Origin of the sequence: Streptomyces sp. NBC_00310 (assembly GCF_036208085.1) — a bacterium.
Lineage (GTDB): Bacteria > Actinomycetota > Actinomycetes > Streptomycetales > Streptomycetaceae > Streptomyces.
Map to the genome: position 1 here is coordinate 94578 of NZ_CP130714.1, position 23942 is coordinate 118519.

At 74.4% G+C, this 23942-nt stretch carries 16 protein-coding genes and 1 pseudogene; 2 read left to right on the plus strand and 15 right to left on the minus strand.

The features are described from left to right. Nucleotides 1-10 precede the first annotated feature (10 nt). The 3 genes from OG202_RS00280 to OG202_RS00290 all read right to left on the minus strand — a co-directional run bounded on the left by OG202_RS00280 (nt 11) and on the right by OG202_RS00290 (nt 3516). Nucleotides 11-544, minus strand: a complete 534-nt coding sequence (locus OG202_RS00280) for a hypothetical protein (protein ID WP_327726223.1) — start codon at nt 542-544, stop codon at nt 11-13. Next, a complete protein-coding gene (locus OG202_RS00285; RefSeq protein WP_326585317.1) occupies nt 541-2079 on the minus strand; it encodes an FAD-binding oxidoreductase in 1539 nt (512 codons plus the stop codon). The genes OG202_RS00280 and OG202_RS00285 overlap by 4 nt, the downstream gene beginning before the upstream one ends. 210 nt (nt 2080-2289) lie before the next feature. Then, nucleotides 2290-3516, minus strand: coding sequence for an amidohydrolase family protein (locus tag OG202_RS00290; RefSeq protein WP_327726224.1), 1227 nt, complete (start codon nt 3514-3516; stop codon nt 2290-2292). A gap of 450 nt (nt 3517-3966) precedes the next feature. Between OG202_RS00290 and OG202_RS00295 the strand changes: the two genes are divergently transcribed. Next, nucleotides 3967-4752 (plus strand): SDR family oxidoreductase, encoded by a 786-nt coding sequence (locus OG202_RS00295; RefSeq protein WP_326585315.1) that lies wholly within the window; start codon nt 3967-3969, stop codon nt 4750-4752. Nucleotides 4753-5070: 318 nt separating this feature from the next. Then, entirely contained in the window at nt 5071-6543 is a 1473-nt protein-coding gene (locus OG202_RS00300) for an LVIVD repeat-containing protein (RefSeq protein WP_405892099.1), read from the plus strand. Between the two features lie 97 nt (nt 6544-6640). On the opposite strand, the gene OG202_RS00305 is transcribed toward OG202_RS00300, so the two are convergent. From OG202_RS00305 to OG202_RS00360, 12 genes and pseudogenes are all read right to left on the minus strand, one after another. Continuing rightward, complete coding sequence (locus OG202_RS00305; RefSeq protein ID WP_327726225.1) at nt 6641-7606, minus strand: hypothetical protein; 966 nt, start codon at nt 7604-7606, stop codon at nt 6641-6643. 174 nt (nt 7607-7780) lie between these two features. Continuing rightward, nucleotides 7781-8686 carry a methylenetetrahydrofolate reductase [NAD(P)H] gene (gene metF / locus OG202_RS00310; RefSeq protein ID WP_328222114.1) on the minus strand — a complete coding sequence of 302 codons (906 nt, stop codon included), beginning with the start codon at nt 8684-8686 and terminating at the stop codon, nt 7781-7783. Next, nucleotides 8683-12150 (minus strand): methionine synthase, encoded by a 3468-nt coding sequence (metH, locus tag OG202_RS00315; protein ID WP_328222115.1) that lies wholly within the window; start codon nt 12148-12150, stop codon nt 8683-8685. Before metH ends, metF begins: the two co-directional genes overlap by 4 nt. A 33-nt stretch (nt 12151-12183) precedes the next feature. Continuing rightward, nucleotides 12184-13392: a methionine adenosyltransferase gene (gene metK, locus OG202_RS00320; protein ID WP_326573073.1), complete on the minus strand. Its 1209-nt coding sequence runs from the start codon at nt 13390-13392 to the stop codon at nt 12184-12186. Nucleotides 13393-13468: 76 nt separating this feature from the next. After that, a complete protein-coding gene (locus tag OG202_RS00325) occupies nt 13469-13732 on the minus strand; it encodes a hypothetical protein (protein ID WP_328222116.1) in 264 nt (87 codons plus the stop codon). Further along, nucleotides 13729-15990 (minus strand): condensation domain-containing protein, encoded by a 2262-nt coding sequence (locus OG202_RS00330; protein ID WP_328222117.1) that lies wholly within the window; start codon nt 15988-15990, stop codon nt 13729-13731. Before OG202_RS00330 ends, OG202_RS00325 begins: the two co-directional genes overlap by 4 nt. A 594-nt stretch (nt 15991-16584) precedes the next feature. Continuing rightward, nucleotides 16585-17454, minus strand: coding sequence for a 4'-phosphopantetheinyl transferase family protein (locus OG202_RS00335; RefSeq protein WP_327726229.1), 870 nt, complete (start codon nt 17452-17454; stop codon nt 16585-16587). Between the two features lie 140 nt (nt 17455-17594). Then, complete coding sequence (locus tag OG202_RS00340) at nt 17595-19340, minus strand: acyl-CoA dehydrogenase (protein WP_328222118.1); 1746 nt, start codon at nt 19338-19340, stop codon at nt 17595-17597. Nucleotides 19341-19661: 321 nt separating this feature from the next. Continuing rightward, entirely contained in the window at nt 19662-20615 is a 954-nt protein-coding gene (locus OG202_RS00345) for an aromatase/cyclase (RefSeq protein ID WP_328222119.1), read from the minus strand. 349 nt (nt 20616-20964) lie between these two features. Continuing rightward, nucleotides 20965-22707 carry an FAD-dependent oxidoreductase gene (locus OG202_RS00350; RefSeq protein ID WP_328222120.1) on the minus strand — a complete coding sequence of 581 codons (1743 nt, stop codon included), beginning with the start codon at nt 22705-22707 and terminating at the stop codon, nt 20965-20967. After that, nucleotides 22704-22940: a hypothetical protein gene (locus tag OG202_RS00355; RefSeq protein ID WP_327726233.1), complete on the minus strand. Its 237-nt coding sequence runs from the start codon at nt 22938-22940 to the stop codon at nt 22704-22706. The genes OG202_RS00350 and OG202_RS00355 overlap by 4 nt, the downstream gene beginning before the upstream one ends. Nucleotides 22941-23445: 505 nt before the next feature. Continuing rightward, a pseudogene (locus tag OG202_RS00360) lies at nt 23446-23862 on the minus strand (AMP-binding protein); the annotation flags it as partial. Nucleotides 23863-23942 lie beyond the last annotated feature (80 nt).

The following is a 23942-nucleotide window of genomic DNA, read 5'->3' on the forward strand; positions in this document are numbered from 1 at the left end:
CGGTCGCCGGTCACATCCGTGAAGCCGTGCTCCTCGGCGAGCTCCCAACTGGCGTACAGGTCTCCCGACCTGCCGGGTGCGTGCGGGTCGGCGGCCAGCCGCGCCGCAGGTGGCGCGGGCTCGCGGAGAACGCGAAGAGCGCGTCGGCGGCGATCGCCTCGCGCCGGTTCTCCTCGCTCACCCCGACGTGGTCGGGCATCGCCTGCGAGCGCGGGAGTCCCGGGGTGACGGCCACGGCCGCGACGTGGTGCCGTGCCAGTTCCGCGGCCTGGGCGCGGGCGAGCCGGACCACCGCGTGTTCGGCCGGGTCGCAGCAGAGGTCGTCGCGGTGGCCGTCGGTGCCGCCGGCCTCCTGGACCAGGGCCGCGGTCTCCTCGGTGGTCTCCGGGCGGCCCCTCTCGAAGGGGGTGCCCGGCACAGGTGCGGCCGGTGACGTACACGGTCGCGCCGGCTGCGCCGGGTCCGGTGGCGATGCCGCGGCCGCAGCCGCGTGGCCGTCGGCGACGACGGCCACGCGGCCTTTGAGCGGGTGCCTGGAGCTCACACGATCCCCTGTGCGAAGGAGAACAGGCGGTGCGGGTCGTAGGTGCGCTTGACGGTGGTGAGCCGCTCGTAGTTCTCGCCGTAGTAGGAGGACTTCCAGTCGGTGAGCGCGGGGTCGATGAAGTTCTGGTAGCTCTCCTTGTTGGAGAGCGGGTCGATGACCGCGAAGGCCTTGTCGTCCCAGGCGCGGGCGGCCGCCTCGTCCTCCGGGGTGGGGCTGGGGTCGGACAGCCCCACCGAGAAGCCGGTGTAGAACTCGGTGTCCCGGTGGACGTACGCCGCCGCGGTGCGCTCGACGTCGTTGGCGGCGCCGCCGAAGGCGAAGAGGCTGAGGTAGCGGAACTGCCCGGGGCGCCGGTCGGCGTAGAAGACGTTCAGCATGTCGTGCAGGCCCTGGTCGGGGACGGGGCCGGAGAACATCCGGTTGCGGTCGAGCGCGAAGTTCTCCCGGGGCAGTTTCGCCTCGGGGGTGTAGCCGACGGTGTGGCACTGCTGCGGTGTCAGGTCGGCGCAGCCGTACCAGGACATCATGGCGTCGCGGTAGGACAGTTCCTTGATGTCCCGGGTCGCGGGTGCCGAACCGGCCATGGAGATCAGCGAGTCGAGGACCGCCGGGAACCTGTCCGGCGCGCCCAGCCAGGCGCCGTAGACCATGAGGTCGACGGCGTCGCTGCCGGCGTCGGTCATCTGCAGGCCCAGGGCCGCCCCCAGTTCGCGGGGGCCGTCGATCACCCAGTTCTGCCAGGCGGCCATGAGCCGCTGGGCGGCGTCGGCCGGCCAGGTGAGCTGGAAGTTCACCATGGAGCGCACGTCGAACGCCCGCATCTCGTAGCGGGTGACGACACCGAAGTTGCCGCCGCCTCCGCCGCGCATCGCCCAGAACAGGTCGGGGTGCTCCTTGGGGGAGGCCCGCACGACGCGCCCGTCGGCGAGGACGACCTGCGCGGAGACGAGGGTGTCGCACGCCATGCCGTACTGGCGGGTCAGCCAGCCCAGGCCGCCGCCCTGCACGAAGCCGCCGGGGCACACCCCGGGACAGATGCCGCTGGCCACGGCGATGCCCTGGGGGGCGAGTTGCTGGAGGACGTCGACCTGCTGGGCGGCGGGGCCCACGTGGACGGTGCGCGTGCCGAGGCGGACCGTATCGAGGCGGGAGAGGTTGAGCACCAGGCCGTCGGAGACGGAGTAGCCGCCGAAGCTGTGGCCGCCGCTGCGGATCGTCGGCCGGATCGCGTGGTCCTGCGCGAACTTCAGGGCCGTGCGGACGTCCTCGGTGTTGTCCAGGTAGGCGACGGCCTGCGGTCTGACCCGGTCGTAGTAGCCGATGTAGATCTTGCGGGCGCGGTCGTAGTCCGCCTCCCCCGGCAGGACGACGTCCCCCGACAGGTGGCGCCGCAGCGCGTTCCAGTCGGGGCCCGCGGCGCGGCGGCGGCCGGACGGCGCGGCCCCCGCGGTGGGGGCGGACAGGGCACCGCCGAGTGCGGTGGCGGCGCCGGCGCCTATGCCCAGGCGGACGGCTCCTCTGCGGTTGATCATGGTTCTCCCCCGGTTGTCGGCTGTGGTGCGGAAAAGGGCGGTGCGGGTGGGACAGGCGGGGCGCAGGGCCGGTTGTGGGTTCCTCGCCGGCCGTCGGCCTTGAGCACCGTAACGGGCCGCGCGGGGCAAAACGCCGTTTTCCGCCCGGACTCGAGCGGTCGTCGAGCGGAAGTCCAGCGGGCCGCCGGATGCCTGCCCGGCGGGGGCGTCTCAGAGGGGGGCGGCGTCGTGGCCGTGCACCGGGTGTCCCAGGCGGTAGACGCCGCGCACCTCGGTCAGCGCCGCCATGTCCAGGACCGGGTCGGCCCCCAGGACGAGCAGATCGGCGTCGGCGCCCGGCGCGAGGCGTCCCTTGCGGCCCTGGACCCCGCAGGCCTCGGCCGCCTCGCCGGTGACCATGCGCAGCGCGGCGGCACCGTCGACGCCGAGCCGCACGGCATCGCGCACGCCCTCGACGAGTGCGTCGTGGGGCTTGGTCGGCCCGATCCCGGCGTCCGAGCCCAGGACGATCCGGGCGCCCGCCGCCCTCAGCGGCGGCAGCACCGTCGCCAGGCACTGGAGCATCTTCGCGGCCAGCGGCGGCGCGGCGGCCCGGTCCGCGCAGACGTCCCCGGCCGTCAGCGAGGCGAAGGTCCCGGCGCTCACGAGCGCGTCGATGACGGCGGCCCGCGGACGGAAGCGGTCGCCCGTCATGAACGAGACGTGTTCGACCGTCGCGAAGCCCGCGCGCGCCGCGTCGAGGATGGCGGCCGGGGCGTGCGCGTGCGCGGCCGTGTTCATTCCCAGAGCGTGCGCCTGTTCGGCCACGGCCCGCAGTTCGTCCGCGGTGAACTGCCGCAGGGAGGGGTCGCTGCCCGGGGTGACGCTGCCGCCGCTGGCCATCACCTTCACCGTGTGGCAGCCGCGGTCGAACCGCTCGCGCACCGCGCGCCGCAGCGCGTGCGCCCCCGCGGTGCCGCCGCCGAGGAAGTGGCAGTGGCCCCGGGGCGTGGTCAAGGGGGGCCCGGCGGCGAGCAGTTCGGGCAGTTCGTGCCGGCGGGGTGCGGCGGCGTCGCGTACCGCCACGACCGCGTAGTCGCGGTCGCCCAGGTCCCGGACGGTGGTGATGCCCGCCCGCAGGGCGCGGGCGGCGGCCGCCCGGACGTTGGCGTGCAGGGTGGCCTGCGGGTCCGCGGTGACGGCGGCGACGGCGTCGGGCCCGGCGTTCCAGCACAGATGGCTGTGGGCGTCGATGAGCCCGGGCAGCAGGAAGGAGCCGGGCCCCAGTTCATGGACGGCCGCGTCGCAGGGGGGAGCGGTGTTGGCCGTCTCGACGCCGGTGATGACCCCCTGCCGTATGAAGACGGTGCCCGGTCCGCGCACCCGGTCACCGTCGAAGATGTTCGCGGCCCGGACGGCGGTCAGGCGGCCGGGCTCGGCAGGGGCGGGTGGGTGCACGGTCGGCTCCGTCTTCTTCTCGCGTGCGGGCCGGGGCCCGGGGCCCGGTGGCGGACGCCGCGGCCGGGCCGCCGGCCCCGGGGGGGTGAGGGCCGGCGGCCGGCGGTCGCGGGGGGGGCTGGTTCCCCAAGTGAAGCGGGGTCCGCCCGGCAGGGCCACGGTCCCCCACCGGGGCTCGAGCGATCCTGGAGGGCACGGGGCGCACGGGGCGCACGGGGCGGGGGCGCGTCCGGCCGGCCAGGACACGGACGTCGGCCGGGCGGTGGCCGTGTCACCATCGGCCGGCGGTGGCCGCCGGCCCCGCTGCACCAGCGGTGCAGTTTCGCTCGGGGATCCGTCGAGCACGGCGCGGAATTCGCGGCGGATGTCCTCCTCTGTCCCGTGTGGGACCGCCTCCCCCCGGGGTGACGCACGTAGCGTGCCAGGCGACGCATGCCAGGGGAGGATCACATGGACAGCAGCACGATCGCGGTCGTCACCGGTGCGGCGCGCGGCATCGGCCGGGGCACGGCGCTCGTCCTCGGCGAGGCCGGCGCGACCGTCTACGTCACCGACCGGGAGTCCCGCGGGCGGCGCTACAGCGACCTGCCGGGAACCGTGGAGGACACGGCCGAGCAGGTGACGGCCCGTGGCGGCACGGGGATCGGGGTGGTCGTCGATCACGCCGACGACAAGGCGGTGGCCGCCCTGTTCGACCGGATCCGTGCCGAACAGGGCGGCATCGACCTCATGGTCGCCAACGCCTTCAACGGCAACGCGCTGCCCTTCGTGGGCGGGCCGTTCTGGACACTGCCGCTGGAACACTGGTCGAACATGGTCGACGTCGGTGTCCGCAGCCACATGGTCTCCGCCTGGCACGCCGCACCGCTGCTCATCGAGCGTCGCGGCCTGCTGGTCTTCACCGGCTACACCGATCCCGGCTCCGAGGTCCTGGGCGGGCACGTGTTCTACGACCTGGCGATGACGGCCGTGAGCCGGCTCGCCCGCACCGTCGCGCACGACCTGCGCCCGCACGGCGCCACGGCGCTGGCGCTCTCGCCGGGGTTCACCCGCACCGAGGCGGTCATGGCGGCGACCAGCGCGGACCGGATTCCGGCGGACACCGACTCGCTGGAATTCCCCGGCCGCGCAATCCACGCGCTGTTCGAGAGCGCGCACCTCGACCGGTACGCGGGGCGGACCGTTCCGGTCGCGGAACTCGCCTCGGCCTTCAAGCTCCGCGACATCGACGCCTAGGGGCTTCTGACGGAGCTCCGTGGAAGAAGGAGCGGCGGTCGGTGCGTGCTCCCGGCGTGCCGGGCGGAAGTCCTCGTAGCGGAGCTAGTCGGGCTTTCGTCCGGTGCGGCGAGAGTGCGTGCCGGGCGTCGCGACGCCGCGGAGATCCATCAGAAGCCCCCTAGCCGCCCGCACCGCGCTCCCGCGCGGTGCGGGTCCGGCGGCTCCACGGACGGTCAAGCCCGCCTCGACCGGCGCGGTCGTGACCGGACCGATACTGCCGATGTCCGTGCACCGTTCCGCCGTGCACGGCGACCACTTCGACCAGGGAGGGCCGCGGTGCCCCTGTTGACCCGTCCCCTGCCCCGTCCCCGAGCGCGGCGCAGACGCCTGGGCGCGCTCGTGGCCGCCGCCGGGCTCCTGTGCACGCTCCTGACGACGACTCAGGCGGGTGCGGCCCCCGGCCCCGGCACCACCGCGCCGTCCCCGGGCGGCGTCCCGGCTCCCGACGGGATCGTCCACTCGGCCAACATCGAACCCGTGGCCAGTCTCCCCAACCAGGCGCTGCCGGGCTTCAACACGGATATCGCCTTCCAGGGGAGGTACGCCTTCGCGGGCAACTTCGACGGTTTCCGGATCTTCGACATGAGCGTGCCCGCGTCCCCGAAGACCGTCGCCCAGGTCTTCTGCCCGGGCTGGCAGAACGACATATCCGTCTCAGGGAACCTGCTCTTCCTGTCCACCGACTCCTCGCGCAGCGACGACTCCTGCGCCAGCACCGAACAGCCGGAGACCGAGAAGTCCTCCTGGGAGGGCATGAAGGTCTTCGACATCAGCGACAAGGCGAACCCGAAGTACGTCGCCGCCGTCGAGACCCCCTGCGGCTCGCACACCCACACCCTGGTGCCCGAGCGCCGGAGCGTCTACATCTACGTCTCCTCCTACGGCCCCAGCGCCACCTACCCCGACTGCCGGCCGCCGCTCGACGGCATCTCGGTCATCAAGGTGCCGCGCGGCGCCCCGCACAAGGCCGCCGTGGTCGGCTTCCCGGTGCTCTTCCCCGGCGACGGACCGGACGGCGGCGGCAACCCGGGCGAGCCCACCCACCCGGGCGTCACCAAGACCACCGGCTGCCACGACATCACCGTGCTGCCCTCCGAGGACCTCGCGGCAGGCGCCTGCATGGGCGACGGCGTCCTCCTCGACATCGCCGACCCCGAGCGCCCCCGGGTCATCGACCAGGTCCAGGACAACGTCAACTTCGCGTTCTGGCACTCGGCGACCTTCAACCAGAAAGCCGACAAGGTCGTCTTCACCGACGAGCTGGGCGGCGGCGGCGCGGCCACCTGCAACGCGGAGATCGGACCCGACCGCGGCGCCGACGGCATCTACGACATCGTCGGCAAGGGCGACCGGCGCAAGCTCGTCTTCAGGAGCTACTACAAGATCCCGCGCCACCAGACGGCCACCGAGAACTGCGTCGCCCACAACGGCTCACTGATCCCGGTCAAGGGCAAGGACATCATGGTCCAGGCCTGGTACCAGGGCGGTGTCTCCGTCTGGGACTTCACCGACTCCGCCAGGCCCAGGGAGATCGCCTACTTCGAGCGCGGCCCGCTCACCACGGACGCCGTCGCATGGGGCGGCTCGTGGTCGGCGTACTACTACAACGGCCACATCTACTCGAGCGACCTGGTCAAGGGGCTCGACGTCCTGAAGATCAACGACAGGCGGACCGACCCCGCGCGGAAGATCCGGCTGCGCGAGCTCAACGTGCAGACCCAGCCGGACTACTTCGGCGCCGACGACTGACCGCGCACGGGGGCCGGCGCAAACGCGGCCGCGGGCACGGGTTCCGGCACGGACGCCCGGCCCTCGGCGCCGGGTGCCGGCGCCGAGGGCCGGGCGCTCACACGCCGCTGGCGGCGGGACGGTCGTCGCGGGGCGCGGCGGGCAGGCGGCGCGGGGACGTGCCGGCCCGGTACCGGGCCGGGCGGACGGTACCGGGCAGGACGCGTGCGGGCAGCGGTGGCGCTCCGCAGTCGGCGGCCAGGTGCCGGGCGCGCCGCAGGACCCCGCCGGCGGTGAAGTCGTCCCCCAGGTCGTGCAGGCAGTCCCCCAGGTCGGCCAGCGCACGGGCGAGCTCCGGGCGGTCGGCGCAGGCGCGCAGTTCGACGATCGCCCGGGCGAGCGTGGCCGGCCGCCGGGCCGGTTCCTCGGTGGCCGCCAGCAGACGCAAGGCGACGCCCCGGTACCTGGGGCCGAGGACGGCGGTGCGGGCGAGCTGTTCGCGGACCAGTTCCGCGGCCTGCCGGCAGCGGCCCAGCCCCAGCAGGGCCTCGGCCGCGTCGGTCCGCCAGGGAAGGTGCAAGAACAGGCCCGCGTCGGGACGGTTCACCCCTCCCCCGGTCCGCCGGAAGTCGGCGAGGGCCTCCGCGGGGCGCCGCACGGCCAGGCGGTGCCGGCCGCGGGCCCTGAGGTACGGCAGGGCGTACGCCGTGGACGGCAGCGGTCCGCGGGCGGCGTCGCGCAGTTGCCGGTCCGCCTCCTCGTACCGGCCCGTCTCGGTCAGTGTCTGCGCCAGGACCGCCGCCGGCCACAGCACCAGGGCACCGCCGGGCGGGGCGGCCCGTACCGCGGCGGCGGCCTCACGCTCGGCCCACCCGGCGTCGCCCAGGCACAGCAGGGACTCCGCGCGCAGCGCGCCGAACGCGGCCTGCCAGCCGGGTGTCCTGGCGTGCGGGGCACCCCCGAGCAGGTGTGCGCAGCGGTCGGCCGCCCGGCGCGGGTCGCCGGACAGCAGCAGGGCCTGGGCGTCCCGCAGCCGGGGCTCGGACAGCATCGGGCACGGCGGGAGCTGCGCGTGGAGGGCCATGGCGCCAAGTGAACCCCGGGCCCGTGGCAGGGGCCACGGATCTCGAGCGCGGCTCAAGCGGTCCTGCGGGCCCCGCCCCGCCCCGTCCCGCCCCGTCCGGTGCGGCCGGTCCAGTGCGGTGCGGTGCGGCGGGGTGCGGTGCCTGCCGTGCGCGCCGCCCGTGCCGATCCGGTGTCAGCGGGCGGCCGAGAGGGCGTGGGGACCGCGCAGGGCGCGGTGGATGTTCCGGTGGATCTCCAGGGTCGCGGCGGACCGGTTGAGAGTGATGTAGTGCAGGCCGGGAGCGCCCTCGGCCAGCAGCCGTTCGGCCATGGCGGTGGCGTGCTCGACGCCGACGCGGTGTCCGTCCGCCGGGTTGCCGCGGCAGGCGTCCAGCCTTCGGGCGAGGTCGTCGGGGAAGGTGGCGTGGGACAGTTCGGCGAACCGCGCGATCTGCCGGACGTCGGTCGCGGGCATGATCTCGGGGATGACCGGGGTGTCGCAGCCCGCCGCCGCGACCCGGTCGCGCAACCGCAGGTAGTCCTCCGCCCGGAAGAACATCTGGGTGACGGCGTAGTCGGCGCCCGCACGGCACTTGGCCACGAAGTGGCGGATGTCGGTGTCCCAGTCGGGCGAACGGGGGTGGCGCTCGGGGAAGGCGGCCACGCCCACGCTGAAGCCGCCCGACCTGCGCACCAGCGAGACCAGTTCGTGGGCGTGGGTGAAGCCCCCGGGATGCGGGACCCAGGGCGCGTTCGGGTCGCCCGGCGGGTCGCCGCGCAGTGCGAGCACGTCGCGCACGCCCGCGTCCGCGTACTGGCCGATGATGTGTCTCAGCTCGTCGGCGGAGTGGCCCACGGCGGTCAGGTGCGCCACGGGCCGCAGCGTGGTCTGGGCGGCGATGCGTTTGGTGACCTCGATCGTGCGCTCCCGCGAGGAGCCGCCGGCCCCGTAGGTGACCGAGACGAAGGTGGGGGCGAGCGGTTCGATCCGGCGGATCGCGTTCCACAGCGTCCGGGTCCCGGCGTGTGTCTTCGGCGGGAAGAACTCGAAGGAGACGGAGTGGGCGCCGCCCGCCAGGATCTCCCGCAGGGTGCTCAAGGCCGGCCCCCCGCGCTGAAATAGCCCGCCTCGGGGTGGTGGACCACGAGGGCGTCGGTGGACTGTTCGGGATGCAGCTGGAACTCCTGCGACAGGCGCACACCGATGCGTTCCGGCTGCAGCAGTTCAGCGATCTTGGCGCGGTCCTCCAGGTCGGGGCAGGCCGGGTAGCCCAGGGAGTAGCGGCACCCCTGGTACTCGGTGCGCAACAGGCCGTCCAGCGTGTGGGCGTCGCCGGCGGCGATACCGAGTTCGGCGCGCACCCGGGCGTGCCAGTACTCGGCGAGTGCCTCGGCCAGCTGCACGGACAGCCCGTGCAGTTCGAGGTAGTCGCGGTAGGCGTCGGCCTCGAAGAGCCTGGCGGTCTCCTCGCCGATGCGGGAGCCGACGGTGACGACCTGGAGGCCGACGACGTCCATCTCGCCGGACTCCTCGGGGCGGAAGAAGTCGGCCAGGCACAGCCGGCGGCCGCGGCGCTGGCGGGGGAAGGAGAAGCGGGTGCGTTCGTTGCCCTGCTCGTCCAGGATGATCAGGTCGTCGCCCTTGGAGACGCAGGGGAAGTAGCCGTGGACGACGGCCGCTTCCAGGAGGTTGCCGGTCTGGAGCCGGTCCAGCAGGCCGCGCAGGCGGGGCCGGCCCTCGGTCTCGACCAGCTCCTTGGTCAGGCCCCACTGGCCGCGGAACAGCGCGGTCTCGTCGAGCCAGGCCGCGTACTCCTTGAGCTGGATGCCCTTGACGACGCGGGTGCCCCGGAACGGGGGTGTGGGGACGGGGTTGTCGGTGGCCACGTCGGAGCGGACGTGCCCCTCCTCCGGGCGCTCCTCGACCGCGGTGGCCGTGGCCGTCGCCCGTACCCGGCGCTGCCTGAGCTCGGGCAGCTTCGCGCCCGGCACGCCCCGTTTGACGCCGATCAGGGCGTCCATCAGCCGCAGCCCCTCGAACGCGTCCCGGGCGTAGCGGACCTCGCCCTCGTAGATCTCGTGCAGGTCCTGCTCGACATAGGCGCGGGTCAGGGCGGCCCCGCCGAGGATGACCGGGTAGTCGGCGGCCAGCTTGCGCTGGTTGAGCTCCTGAAGGTTCTCCTTCATGATCACCGTGGACTTGACCAGCAGCCCGGACATCCCGATCACATCGGCCCGGTGCTCCTTGGCGGCGTCCAGGATCGCCGAGACCGGCTGCTTGATACCGAGATTGACCACCGTGTAGCCGTTGTTGGACAGAATGATGTCCACGAGGTTCTTGCCGATGTCATGGACGTCACCGCGCACCGTGGCCAGCACGATGGTGCCCTTGCCCTCGTCGTCGGTCTTCTCCATGTGCGGCTCCAGATGCGCCACCGCACTCTTCATGACCTCGGCGGACTGCAGCACGAACGGCAGCTGCATCTGGCCGGAGCCGAACAGCTCACCGACCACCTTCATCCCGTCCAGCAGCGTGTCGTTGACGATGTCCAGCGCCGGCCGCTCCCGCAGGGCCGCGTCCAGGTCGGCCTCCAGGCCGTTCTTCTCACCGTCGATGATGCGGCGCTTGAGACGCTCCTCCAGCGGCAGCGCCGCCAGCTCCTCGGCCTTGCCCGCCTTCAACGACCTGGCGGTGGCGCCCTCGAACAGCGCCATCAGCTTCTGCAGCGGGTCATACCCCTCGGCCCGCCGGTCATGGATGAGGTCCAGAGCGGTGGTGACCTCCTCCTCGCTGAAGCGGGCGATCGGCAGGATCTTCGAGGCGTGCACGATCGCCGAGTCCAGGCCCGCCTTCACACACTCGTCCAGGAAGACGGAGTTCAGCAGGATCCGCGCGGCCGGGTTCAGACCGAAGGAGATGTTCGACAGCCCCAGCGTGGTCTGCACCTGCGGATGGCGGCGCTTGAGCTCACGGATCGCCTCGATGGTGGCGATACCGTCCCCGCGGGACTCCTCCTGCCCGGTACAGATCGTGAAGGTCAGGGTGTCGATGAGGATGTCCGACTCGTGGATACCCCAGTTCCCGGTCAGATCCGCGATCAGCCGTTCGGCGATCTCGACCTTCTTCTGCGGGGTACGGGCCTGCCCCTCCTCGTCGATGGTCAGCGCGATCAGCGCCGCCCCGTGCTCCCGCGCCAGCTGCGTGACCTTCGCGAAGCGGGAGGCGGGGCCGTCACCGTCCTCGTAGTTGACGGAGTTGATGACCGCCCGCCCGCCCAGCTTCTCCAGCCCGGCCCTAATGACGGGCACCTCGGTGGAGTCCAAAACGATGGGCAGGGTCGAGGCGGTGGCGAACCGGCCGGCCAGCTCGGCCATGTCGGCCACACCGTCACGGCCCACATAATCCACACACAGGTCGAGCATGTGGGCGCCCTCACGGATCTGGTCGCGGGCCATCTCCACACAGTCGTCCCAGCGCGCCTCCAGCATCGCCTCACGGAACTTCTTCGACCCGTTGGCGTTCGTCCGCTCCCCGATCGCCATGTACGCGGTGTCCTGGCGGAAGGGCACGCTCTGGTAGAGGGAGGCGGCACCCGGCTCGGGACGCGCCTCGCGCGGGGCGGGCGTGAGGCCACGGACCCGCTCCACCACCTGCCGCAGATGCTCGGGCGTGGTCCCGCAGCAACCGCCGACCAGGGACAGACCGTACTCGCGGACGAAGTTCTCCTGGGCGTCGGCCAGGCCCTTGGGACCGAGGGGGAAGTGGGCGCCGTCCCTGGTCAGTACCGGCAGGCCGGCGTTGGGCATGCACAGCAGCGGGATGCGGGAGTGGCGGGCCAGATGGCGCAGGTGCTCGCTCATCTCGGCGGGGCCGGTCGAGCAGTTCAGGCCGATCATGTCGATGCCCAGCGGCTCCAGCGCGGTCAGCGCGGCGCCGATCTCCGAGCCCAGCAGCATGGTGCCGGTCGTCTCGAACGCCAGCGACACCAGCAGGGGAACCTGGGCGCCCGCCGCCCGCATCGCGCGGCGGGCGCCCAGGACGGCGGCCTTCGTCTGGAGCAGGTCCTGCGTGGTCTCCACGATCAGCGCGTCCGCGCCGCCGGCGAGCAGGCCCTCCGCGTTGGCCTGGAAACCGTCCCGGATCGTCGTGTACCCGATGTGGCCCAGGGTGGGCAGTTTGGTGCCCGGGCCGATGGAGCCCAGCACCCACCGCTGCCGGCCGTCGCGGGCGGTGTACTCGTCCGCCGTCTCGCGGGCGATCCGCGCCCCCGCCTCGGACAGTTCGTGCACACGATCGGGGATGTCGTACTCCGCCAGGGCCGCGTGGTTCGCGCCGAAGGTGTTGGTCTCCACGCAGTCCACACCCGCCTCGAAGTACGCGGCGTGCACCGAGCGCACGATGTCGGGGCGGGTGGCGTTGAGGACCTCGTTGCAGCCCTCCAGCTGCTGGAAGTCCTCCATGGTCGGGTCCTGCGCCTGCAGCATCGTGCCCATCGCGCCGTCGGCGACCACCACACGGGTGGCCAGCGCCTCGCGCAGGGCGTCCGTCCGGGTCGTGTTCACTACGCCTCCCTCGGGCTGGGGCGGCCGGCCGTTTCAGAGGCCGGCCGCGTCCTTCAGGTGCCGGGCGCGGTCGGTGCGCTCCCAGGTGAAGTCGGGCAGTTCGCGGCCGAAGTGGCCGTAGGCGGCGGTCCGCGTGTAGATCGGGCGCAGCAGGTCGAGGTCGCGGATGATGGCGGCCGGGCGCAGGTCGAAGACCTGGGCGATGGCGTCCTCGATACGGTTCTGGGGGACCTCGCCGGTGCCGAAGGTCTCCACGAACACGCTGACCGGTTCGGCCTTGCCGATCGCGTACGCCACCTGCACCTCGCAGCGCTCGGCCAGGCCCGCGGCCACGACGTTCTTGGCGACCCAGCGCATCGCGTAGGCGGCGGAGCGGTCGACCTTGGAGGGGTCCTTGCCGGAGAAGGCGCCGCCACCGTGGCGGGCCATGCCGCCGTAGGTGTCGATGATGATCTTGCGGCCGGTCAGGCCGGCGTCGCCCATGGGGCCGCCGATCTCGAAGCGTCCGGTCGGGTTGACCAGCAGGCGGTGGTCCTCGGTGTCCAGTTTGATGCCGTCCTCGGCCAGGCCGGCCAGCACGTGGTCGACGACGTGGCGGCGGATGTCCGGCGCGAGCAGTGTGTCGAGGTCGACGTCGGCGGCGTGCTGCGAGGAGACGACGACCGTGTCCAGGCGGACCGGGGTGTGGCCCCGGTACTCGAGGGTGACCTGGGTCTTGCCGTCGGGCCGCAGGTAGGGCACGGTGCCGTTCTTGCGCACCTCGGCCAGGCGGCGGGACAGCCGGTGGGCGAGCTCGATGGGCAGCGGCATCAGGGACGGTGTCTCGTCGGTGGCGTAGCCGAACATCAGGCCCTGGTCGCCGGCGCCCTGCCGGTCCAGTGCGTCGTCGGCGCCGGCCGTCCGGGCCTCGTAGGCGGTGTCGACGCCCTGGGCGATGTCGGGCGACTGGGCGCCGAGGGAGAGGGAGACGCCGCAGGAGGCGCCGTCGAAGCCCTTGGCGGAGGAGTCGTATCCGATGGACAGGACGGTGTCGCGGACGATCTGGGCGATCGGCGCGTAGGCCGTGGTGGTGACCTCTCCGGCGATGTGGACCTGGCCGGTCGTGATCAGTGTCTCGACGGCCACACGGGCGTGGGGGTCCTGGCGCAGCAGGGCGTCCAGGACGGCGTCGCTGATCTGGTCGGCGATCTTGTCGGGGTGGCCCTCGGTCACGGACTCCGAGGTGAACAGGCGACGGGACATGTCTCTCCAGGGGTGTAGGGGGTCGCGTGACGGCCGGCCGGCCGTCCCTGGCTCATGGCGGCGCCGCCGGGGCCGGTCATCCGGTGCGTCCGGGGTGCCCGGCCTGGGCGGCGGCGGTTTCGAGCAGCCGGGCGAGGCGGTCCGCGCCGGTCGCGGCGCCGGTGAGCACCGTGAGCGGGGGCCGGCCGCCGGCCGCCGCGATACGCCGGGCGATCTCGTAGGCGGTGCTTCCGCCGCCGGAGAAGCCGCCCAGGACCAGGAGCCGGCCGGCGCGGGCCAGGGGGCGTAGCGCGGTGTACCGGGCGTGCGGCCCGCCGGGTACCGCGCGCAGCAGGATCACCGCTTCGGGGCCCTGGTAGGCGCGGGCGAGCCGGTCGTAGCGGGCGCGGGGGACGTGGGGGGTCTGGAGCAGGCAGACGGTGCCCGCCCGGGCGTCGGCGGCGGCCCGCAGCGGCAGCAGTGGGGGCTGCGCCTGGGCGTGTGGCCGGGTGTCCGCGCGGTGGGCGGCGCCGGTGGGTGGGGTGGGGGTGACGCGGGCGTCGTGGTGGTGTCGGCGGCGGGCAGCAGCCGCAGCAGGTCGGCCACGGTCGTGGAGTCGTCGGCCACGTAGGGCAGTTCGCCCAGGAGCAGGGCGCTGTGGGTCAGGACGTCGGTGGCGTCGGCGATCCGGGAGCGGTCGTGGACGGCGGTCAGGACGAGCTGTTCGTCGCCGTCGTGGTGGGCGACGAGCGTGAGGGGGAAGGCCGTGGGGGTTCCCAGGGTCTCGGGGTGCTCCACGCGGATGCCGCGGGCGGCGAGGGCGGCGGTCAGGTCGTCCGGGTCGCGGAACCTGTTCTCGAAGACGAGGAGGGTGCCGTCCTCGGTGCCGGTGGGGCTGCGCGTGCCGTCCTCGGTGCCGGTGGGGCTGCGCGTGCCGTCCTCGGTGCCGGTGGGGCTGCGCGTGCCGTCCTCGGTGCCGGTGGGGCTGCGCGTGCCGTCCTCGGTGCCGGTGGGGCTGCGCGTGCCGTCCTCGGTGCCGGTGGGGCTGTGCGTACCGTCCTCGGTGCCGGTGGGGCTGTGCGTACCGTCCTCGGTGCCGGTGGGGCTGTGCGTACCGTCCTCGGTGCCGGTGGGGCTGTGCGTACCGTCCTCGGTGCCGGTGGGGCTGTGCGTACCGTCCTCGGTGCCGGTGGGGCTGTGCGTACCGTCCTCGGTGCCGGTGGGGCTGTGCGTACCGTCCTCGGTGCCGGTGGGGCTGTGCGTACCGTCCTCGGTGCCGGTGGGGCTGTGCGTACCGTTGGCCGCGTGGTGCTGCGGGGCCGTCCAGGAGCGGATCTGTCCCGGTGAGAGCCATTCATAGGCCGAGCGTTCCAGGATCCGGTCGCGCAGATCGCTGAGCAGCGTCGCCACGGTGGAGTGGGGGGCGACCTCGACGGACAGCGGCCAGGCGGTGCTCAGCGCGGCCGGCATGCGGGGGGCGCCCTCGAAGGGGATGCCGCGTCCGGAGGCGGTGACGCTGAACCGGACGGGGGCCGCGGCCCGGGCCCCGCCGGCCCGGTACAGCAGCAGGGACCAGACGGCTTGCAGTGCGCCGCTCTCGGTGCTGCCCCAGCGTGCCGCCCAGGCGGCGAGCCGCTCGGTCTGGGCGGCACTCAGGCGCAGCCGGGTGCGTCCGACGGGGCCGGCCGGGGCGGGGGCGGTGTGCCGGGCGGGCCAGGCGGCCGCGGTGCGCGGCGGTACGGCCCGCGTCCAGAAGTCCCTGGCCGGGGCGGTGTCCTGACGGCGCAGCCAGCGGACGTAGTCGCGCAGATCGGGGCGCCGTTCACCGCCGGGCAGGCGGCCGTCCGCCAGGTAGGCGCGGTAGAACGCCCGCAGCAGCAGGCGTGCGCTCCAGTCGTCGAGCAGGGCGTGGTGGTAGGTGAGCAGGACCCGGGCGGGCTCGGCGGGGGGCGTGGGGGCGGGAGCGCCGGCGAGGACGGTGACGCGCAGGGCGCCGGGCCGGCGCGGGTCGATGCCGCGCCGGCGGTCGTCCTCCAGTACGTCGGGCCAGCGGGCGGTGCCGTGCGGCAGCCACAGCACCTCGGCGTCGGTGTGCTCGTGCCGTACGAGGAGGGGTTCGCAGCTGTCGTCGAAGGCGGTGCGCAGCACGCTCTCGTGGTCGACGACCGACTGCCAGGCGGTGTGGAAGCGTTCGCTGTCCAGGGGGCCGTGCCAGGCCCAGGCGAGCTGGGCGAGGTGCCGGCCGGGGAGGGCGTCGGCGTCGGCGAGCAGCTCGCGCTGCAGCGGGGTGGGCACCAGGGTGGGGGCGGGCCGTGCGGGCGTGGAGCGGGTGAGCAGGTCGGCGAGCAGGCCGTAGGGGAAGGCGTCGCCCGGTGTGTGCACGTCGTCGGCGGCCAGCCGCAGCGCGTGGTGCTCGTGGCCGAGGCGGTCGATCCGGTGACGCCACACCGGCGCGTCGGGGTTGTCGGCGGCGAGGTGGTCCAGGGCGGCCTCGAGCCGGGCCGGGCCCAGCGGGCCGCGCAGTTCGAGGGCGGGGGTGTCGTAGGGGGGCCGGCCGAGGTCGACGACGACGGTCGTCATCTCCTCGGGCGGCGTGGATGAGGTGTGGTCGGCGGTCATCGGCTGTCCGGGGCGCGCACGTCCGCGTGGCCGCGCGTACGCCGCCCCTGGACGCGTACGGCTGTGTGCACGGCTTGTGCGGACGACTGCGGAGAACCCCCTGCCTCCCCTCTCTGCGAGCGCGCAACGAGTATGCGAAGGCCGGCCCATACGGGCCTGACACGGCGCTGACACGGCGGTGGTCCGGCGGTGGCCCCGCGGGTGCGGCGTGCCCGGCCGGGCACGGCGGGATGGCGCGGGTGCGGCCGGGCGGGAGCGGCGCGGGTGCCCTCCCCCAAGGCGACGGCGCGGGTGCCGTTTCGAAGGCGCGGCTCGTCCTGGGGTGGGCGGGAGCGGCGCAGGTGCCCTCCCCAAGGCGCGGCTCGTCCTGGCGGTGCGGCCAGGCGGGAGCGGCGCAGGTGCCCTCCCCAAGGCGCGGCTCGTCCTGGGGTGGGCGGGAGCGGCGCGTGCACCGGCCGCTCGCCGTTGGGCCGGGAACCGGCGGGCGCGTGCCCTCGCCTGTCGCCCCGGTCGGGGGCGGAATTACCGGCCCTGCGTGGCGGTGCCGTCCAGCCGGGGCGGGGCAGCCCGGCGCCCGGGGGCGAGAGAGAGGGGTCAGCGCCGGGGCGGGTCGTCGGGGTGCAGCAGGCCGGCGACGGCGCTTATGAAGCCCTCGTCGAGCATGGTGTGGGGGGCGGTGTCGCGGGAGGTGTCGAGGCCGGTGTCGTAGCAGGCCACGCTGATGAGGTAGCGGCCGAGCACGCGGTGGGTCGCGAACGCCCATTCGTCCCGGGCCGCGGGCCGGCCGTCGGGGGTGAGCAGGCCGTTGCCGCCCACGCCGAAGCCGAACTCGGTGAAACCGAGCCGCATTCCCTGTCCGAGGGCCTTGGTGTAGGCCTCCTTCAGGGTCCACAGCCGCAGCAGTTCGGCGGCTCGCCGGGCTTCGGGCAGTTGTTGCAGTTCGGCGCGCTCGGCGGGTGTGCACACGTGGCTGTGGAGCAGGTCGAACGACATGGGCCGTCCGGCGGGTTCGGCGTCCACGCCGATCCGTCCGTTGCGGCTGACGCCGACGGCGATCAGGTCGTCGGTGTGGGTGAGGCTCACGTCGATCTGGTCCAGGCCGCGCAGATAGGGGCGTCCCCCGATCTTGTAGGCCAGGTCGAGTGCGGCCGGCTGTGTGCCCAGCGCGGCGGCGGCCGTGAACTTCGTGGCCATGCGGGAGGCCACGAACCGCAGGCGCACGACCGGTTCGGTGGTATGCCGGTAGCGCTGCCAGTCGCGGCCGAGCAGGTGCCGCAGCGTGGGGTCGGTGACGGCGGCGGTGAGCCATTCGCCCCAGGTGGTGTACACCACGGCGCTGCCCCGCAGGTCCATGTCCTCGCGCACCCCGTGCCAGGGCCCGTCGGGGCCGCTGACGTGGACCGGTTCGGGGATGCGGGCGGCGCCGGTCGGCCGGGCCGCCGCGGCCGGTTCGGTGTGCGTCAACGGGTTCACCCTGGCTGCCCTTCCTGTTCCGCGTTCTGCCCTTCCTTGCTCTGCCCTGTCTGTGCCGCCGGCCCCTTGGGCGGCCGGCGCCTTGGGTTTTCGGGGCCGTCCGTCGGGCCGGCGCGCGTGCGGGGGTGCTGTCACTGGGCCAGGAGCGTGGCGTCCAGGTCGCAGCTGAGGCCGGTCCGGTAGCGGCGGAGCAGTTCTTCCAGTACCCGTGCCGCACAGCCGTCGGGCAGGTCGGGCACGGGGACGCCGAGCCGCTGGCCGATCCGGGACAGGGCGAGCACGGCCCAGGCCGGGTCGGAGAGGAAGGGGTCGCTGCCGTCCTGGCCCTCCCAGATGCCGAGGACCGCGGCGGCGCCGACGATCAGGCTGTAGCGGTCGCCGAGTACGCACACCGCGGGATCGGCGAGCGCCGGGGACCCGTACCCGGGCAGCCGCCGGCATGCCTCGCGCAGGGCCCGCAGTTCGGTGACGAACACCTCGGCCAGCGCGGCCAGCGCGGTGATCTGGCCGCCGGCGCGGCGGGCGGGGGCGAGCCGGGCGGCCGATCCGAGGAGGGAGGCGGCCATGAAGTCGCCGCCGCCGGCGATGCCCAGCAGCCGGTAGTCCAGCGGGGGCAGTTCGGCGCGTTCGCGAAACAGCGCGGGCGGCGGCTCCTCCTCGATGAACCAGGAGCTCTCGGCGAGGGTCCTGAGCTGCGGCACGATCACGGCCTGGCAGGCGGCGGTGCCGGCGTGGCCGAGTCCGGCGACGGGCAGGTCGCGCAGGAGCTTGTCGAGGGAGCCGTAGTGGGGGCTGCCGTGTTCGTAGCCGCGGGCGCCCAGCACGGTGGCGAGTTCCTCCAGGTCCTCCCGCAGCAGGTCGGGCACGACGTACTTGACGGCGGCGGCGAACAGATGGGCGGCTTCGGGCAGCAGCCCCAGGGCGCGCAGGGCGACCGTGGCCATGCTGTCGCAGGCCAGCAGGTCGGCGAAGACCCCGGTGAGCGGCTTGCGCCAGCGGCGGGCGACGGGGCCGCTGCGGCCGTCGGTCGCGGCCCGGACCGCGGAGTGCAGGACGGTGCCCGCGGCCGCGGTGAGGACCCCGCAGATCACGCTGCGGTTGACCTGGAACGTGCGCAGGGCGAGGGCGATGCCGTCTCCCGTGCCGCCGACGAGGGCGTCGCCGGGGACGGGGCGGCCGGTGAACTCCAGCCCGGAGAAGAGCGCCCCTCGCATGCCGGAGGTGGGCACCCGCGGGAGGTGGCGCACGCCCTCGCCGCCGGGCGGCCCGGCGTCGAACAGCACCGAGTGGCTGCGCGGGCCGCTGCCGGTGCGGGCGTAGACGACCCGCGCCGTGGCGCGTGCGGCGTTGATGATGACGTCCTTGCGTCCGTCGAGCCGGTAACCGCCGCCGGGCACGGCGCGGCCGGTGAACTCGTGCCGCAGGATCGCGTTGGCGTGGGCGAGTTCGTGGTGCAGGATCGCGGCCCGGCCGCCGGCGAGCAGCAGGCCGGCCAGGCGCCGGCGCTGTTCGGGGGTGCCGGCCGCCCAGACGGCGCCGGCGGCGAACAGCGAGGTGATGCCGTGGCCGAAGCCGAGGGCGACGTCGCGCCGGAAGACCGGGCGCAGGACGCGGGCGAGGAGATCGGCCCGGGTGAGCCGGCCGCCGTACTCGGCGGGCACGAACTCGGCGGCGAGCGCGGCCCCGGTGAGCAGTTCCTCGGTGGCGGCGGGCGGCTGACGGCGCTCGTCCGCGGCGAACAGGGCGCGCAGCCCGTGCGGGTTGGCGGGGTCGTAGGGGTCGCCGAGCAGGGCCTCGAGCCGGGCCGCGCGGCCCCGGGTGTCGGCCTCCCACTGACCGGGGCCGGCGGGCGTGGTCCCGATGGCGGTGGTGGTCATGGCTGACATCCTGACGAAGGCGGCTCAAAAGCGGTTCCAAAGCGGCTCGAAGACGACTCGAAGACGGCTCGGAGGCGGCTCGGAGGCGGCTCGGAGGGCGGCTCGATCGGGCGCCCGGGTTCGGCCGGAGCACCGTTTCGCGCGCCTCCGGCGGCCGCTTGAGGACCTGCGCATGCGCGGGCCGGCACCGTCGCGGCCCTTCACCGCGGTCGACGGCACGGCGGAAAGGCTCCCGCCCGGTGCGTGCCGTCGCCTCCTGCCCGGCGACGGGCGGCCCGGTCACTGCGGCCCGGTCACTGCGGCCCGGTCACTGCGGCCCGGTCACTGCGGCCCGGTCACCGATTCCGCGTGCCGGCGGGCCAGGTGGAGGGTGGCGGTGGAGTTGCGGCCCAGGGCCTCGCGGACGTGGCGGCGGGCCTGGGCGAGGTCCGCGTCGGGGCCCAGGACGCGCCGCACGGCCTCCTCGCGGAGCAGGACGCTGTGCTGCGCGACAGCCATCACTCCGTGTTCACCGTGCAGGACGTTCCACTCGCCGGTGTGCGCCTGCATGAGGGCCGGCGTGACGGTCTGCTTGTAGACGATGCGGCCGGCGTGCGGGAAGCACAACCGGAGCGAGGCGGTGGTGACCAGCCCGTCGGCGGTGAGCGTGTCCATCGTCACGACCTGCACCCCGGGGGTGTCCTCGGTCAGCTCCAGCCGCGACACGTGCGGGATCCGCCGGGGCCAGTCGCCGACCCGGTACAGGAAGTCGTACACCGGCTCGACGGGCGCGTCGATCGCCACCGCGTCCTCGAAGGAGAGCACCAGTTCGTCGAACCGTGTCCACCGCTCGGCGAGCGAGCGCAGACTGCCCAGCTCGGCCGGGGAGTTGACGCCCAGGGCCCGCTCCGTCCAGGCGACGTCCTCGGCCCGGTCGCCGTGGACCGTGAAGTCGTGCAGCAGGGTCAGCAGGCTGCTCCCGCCCGGACGTTCCTCGACGACCCAGGTGCCGTTCATGGTCCTCACGGGCGCCTGCAGGTGCTGCTGGCAAAACTGCACGCACCGGGTGCGCGGGTCCTGCACGCGCGTGGAGATCCAGGATCTGACCTGGCTGCCGGCGGTCGCCCACATGCGCAGCCGCTCGTTGGTCCCGTCGAACTCCAGCCGCTCCACATGCACGGTCGAGGGCAGGAGCAGAGGCCACCGGACCGCGTCCGAGATCAGTCCGTACACGACACCGGCCGGTGCGGCCACCTCGATCGAGTGCGACGTACGGTGCACGCGCTCACCCGTCACCACAAGCACCCTTCCCTTCGTCGTCGAGACCTCGGCCGCGGTCGGCACCGCGGCCACATCCGCCGAACCCGCCGAACCCGCCGAACCCGCCGAACCCGCCGAACCCGCCGAACCCGCCGAACCCGCCGAGCCCGCCGAGCCCGCCGAGCCCGCCCGGCCGTGGGGGCGACGCCGGGCGCGAGGCCCCGGGAGGCGCCGGTCCGGCTGCCGGGAGACCTCCGGCCCCGGAGCGCCCCGCCCCGCCCCCGCCCCCTCCCCCGTCCCGCCCGGTCCCGCCCGGTCCCGTTCCGTTCCGTTCGGTCTCGTTCTTGTTCCGTCGGTGACCGGTGCGGCGGGTGGCGGGCCGCGGTCAGTGTTCCCTGGGCCGGTATGTGGAGGCGGGCCGGGCGACGTCCGGTTCGGGGGGTGCCTGCCCGGCCAGCGGGGCGGCCGGGCGCAGCGGGGCCAGGGCCCGGTTCAGCGCGGCGCGGGTGAGCCGGTCCCCGCGTGCGGCGACATAGCCGTCCGGGCGCACCAGCAGCCAGCAGCCCGGGGCCAGTTGGAGCGCGGCGCGCAGCCGGGCGCCGGTGTCGGCGAGGGGGGCGGGCCCGTCGGGGCCCGTACCGCCCACCGTCCGCACCGACAGCCACTCGCCGTACTGGACAGCGGCCGTCAGGGCCACGCCGACGGGGGTGTCGCCGGGGCCGGTGCCGCCCGCGGCCAGCAGCAGCGACCAGCGGGGATCGCGCAGTTCGTCGTGCAGGGCGCGGCAGCCCGGCGCGCGCGGGTGGTGGACCGGCGCCGCCGTGATCCGTGTGCCGGGGGCGGGGGTGGCCGGGGGGATCCGCACGGGCACGGACATCGCCAGGAAGCCGGTTCGGGCGTCCTCGTCGCAGGCGGTGGTGGTCAGGCAGGACGCGCCGTATCCGATGCGCAGTCCGGACATGCCGCCGAGCACCTTGCGCTGGACGGCGCGGCGCAGCGCGGGCAGCGCCCGTACGGCGGCGAAGACGGCCGGCAGCGCGGCCGCGGCGAGCAGGTTCTTCAGCTGGACGAGGAAGGTGGCGGTGCGGGCGGAGCCGAGCAGCGCCTCGCCGAGGGGCACCCGCTCCTGGCTGTAGGTGGCCAGCAGTTCGCTTCCGGCGTGTCCCTGTTCCACCTGGGCGAGTTTCCAGGCGAGGTTGTACGCCTCCTGGATGCCGGTGTTCATGCCCTGTCCGGAGGCGGGGCTGTGCACGTGGGCGGCGTCCCCGGCCACGAAGACGCGGCCGTCCTGCATGCGCTGCACCATCCGCTGCCGGAAGGTGAACACGGAGGTCCACACGGGTTCGCCGACCCGGACCCGGCGGCCGAACCCGGCCGGCAGCCTGGCGCTCAGCCGCTCGGCGGCACCGTCTTCGCCGGATGCGCCGGGGGCCGGGGCGGTGTCGAGGAGGCGCCAGTGCCCGTCGCGGGCGTAGGGCACCGTCAACCGGGCCTGGCCGCCGGTGTGGGTCCAGTAGACGGTGTCGGGCGGCAGGTCGGTGCCTGCGGGCGCGTCGGCGAGCATCCACGTCTCGCTGCTGTGGCCGGGCAGTTCCGGACCGAGCAGGCGGCGCACGGTGCTGTGTCCCCCGTCGCAGCCGACCAGCCAGCCGGTCTCGGCGCTCTCCTGGCCGCCGTCGGCCCGTGCCAGCCGCACGCGCACCCGCTCGGTGTCCTGCTCCAGTCCCGTCAGCCGTACGCCCCACTCGATGTCGACCCCGCACCGGGCCACCGCTTCGCGCAGCACGGCCTCGGTCTCGGTCTGGGGGATGACCAGCGTGTACGGGTAGGAGGTGGGCATCGTGGAGTAGTCGGCCTCCAGGCGGACCGGCCGGCGTCCGCCGGCGTACATGGTGAAGGCCCGGTTCTTGCGCCCGCGTGCCGTCATGGCGTCGACGACGCCCATCTGCGCGAACGTCTCCAGTGTGCGCGGATGCACGGCCACGGCCCTGCTGGTGCGGGCGGGCCCGGCCGCGGCGTCGACGACCCGCACCCGCAGCCCCCTGCGGGCCAGTTCGTAGGCGGCGGTCAGTCCGACGGGGCCCGCGCCGACGACCATCGCCCGGGGCCGGCCGGGGTGGGCCCTCACGCGCTCGCCTCCACCGTCTCGTACCGTCCCCGGTCGGGCGTGGCCGGCGGGCGCAGGCTCTGGAGCAGGCTCTGGAGCAGGGTCTGGAACTCCTGGCCGCGCACGGCCCGGCGGTGGGCGGCGGTGTCCTGCCGGAGGGCCGGTTCCAGGAAGCGGCCGAGGCCGCCGTGCACGGTCAGCTTGTTGACGAAGGTCACCATGTTGACGGTCAGCTTGTTGACGAAGGTCACCATGGTCTGCTCCTGGCGGGTTCGGTCAGGGGTGGGGGTGAACGGCCCGACGGCGGCCCGTGCCCGCAGCCGGGTGCGGACCAGGGCACGGGCCGGCTTGCCGGTGGGGGTGCGGGGTACGGCGTCGCAGGCTTCGGTGAGGCGGACCCGCCCGAAGGGGGCGAGGCGTTCGTCGGCGCGGGCCGCGATGGCGTGCAGGGGGCCGTCGCCGTCGTGGTTCCCGGGCGTCTCGCGCAGGACGATGCCCGCCCGGACGAGGTGGGCGAGCGCGGTCTGGCGGGCGTTGGCGACCGGATCGCGGTGGGTGAGCAGTACGCGTACACCCTTGGGCCGGCCGGTGGTGCCGGTGGTGAACTGCGCGCAGGCGACGGTGTCCCGGCCGGGGGCGGTGCTCGGCGGGGGCGTCGGGCGCGGTGTCCAGGGCGGTGCGCAGCGGCAGGCATCCGCTGGGCACCGTGCCGTCGGGCGGGCCCATCACCACCAGGGTGCGCAGCGCGGGCAGCGCGTCCCGCGTCCTGGCCGGCAGGCGGGCCGTGGCCAAGGGCACCAGGGCGATCCGGGCGGCGGCCGCGGCCAGGACGTACCGCAGCCCGTCCTTGCCGGTCAGCGGGTTGACCAGGACAACCGTGGCACCGGCGCGTATCACGCCGTAGTAGGCGGCCGCGAAGACGGGGTCGTCGAGGACGCCCGCGACGGCGACATGCACGCCGGGCCGGCCGGCGGTCTCCTGCTGCACGAACGCGGCGATCCGGCCGGCCTGGGCGTCCAGTTCGCCGTAGGACAGCGCCGTGCGCGCGGCGCGGACGGCGACGCTGTCGGGGCTGCGGGCGGCGGCCGTGCGCAGCAGGCCGTCCACCGGGAGGCCGGGGTACGTCAGGTGCGCCACGGCTGGTGTCCTCCGGGTCTCGGCGGGCGGCGCGTGCACCGCTGGGGGCTCTCACGTTCTGCCTGTGCGCTCGAGGACCGTTCGAAGAGCGCTCGCGGCCCCTGGCGCACCCGGGTACG

Excerpts from the sequence above, each read along its gene's own strand:
- OG202_RS00285 (WP_326585317.1), bottom strand. The coding sequence starts at position 2,079 with ATGATCAACCGCAGAGGAGCCGTCCGCCTGGGCATAGGCGCCGGCGCC.
- OG202_RS00295 (WP_326585315.1), top strand. The coding sequence starts at position 3,967 with ATGGACAGCAGCACGATCGCGGTCGTCACCGGTGCGGCGCGCGGCATC.
- OG202_RS00305 (WP_327726225.1), bottom strand. The coding sequence starts at position 7,606 with ATGGCCCTCCACGCGCAGCTCCCGCCGTGCCCGATGCTGTCCGAGCCC.
- metK (WP_326573073.1), bottom strand. The coding sequence starts at position 13,392 with ATGTCCCGTCGCCTGTTCACCTCGGAGTCCGTGACCGAGGGCCACCCC.
- OG202_RS00330 (WP_328222117.1), bottom strand. The coding sequence starts at position 15,990 with ATGACCGCCGACCACACCTCATCCACGCCGCCCGAGGAGATGACGACC.
- OG202_RS00340 (WP_328222118.1), bottom strand. The coding sequence starts at position 19,340 with ATGACCACCACCGCCATCGGGACCACGCCCGCCGGCCCCGGTCAGTGG.
- OG202_RS00355 (WP_327726233.1), bottom strand. The coding sequence starts at position 22,940 with ATGGTGACCTTCGTCAACAAGCTGACCGTCAACATGGTGACCTTCGTC.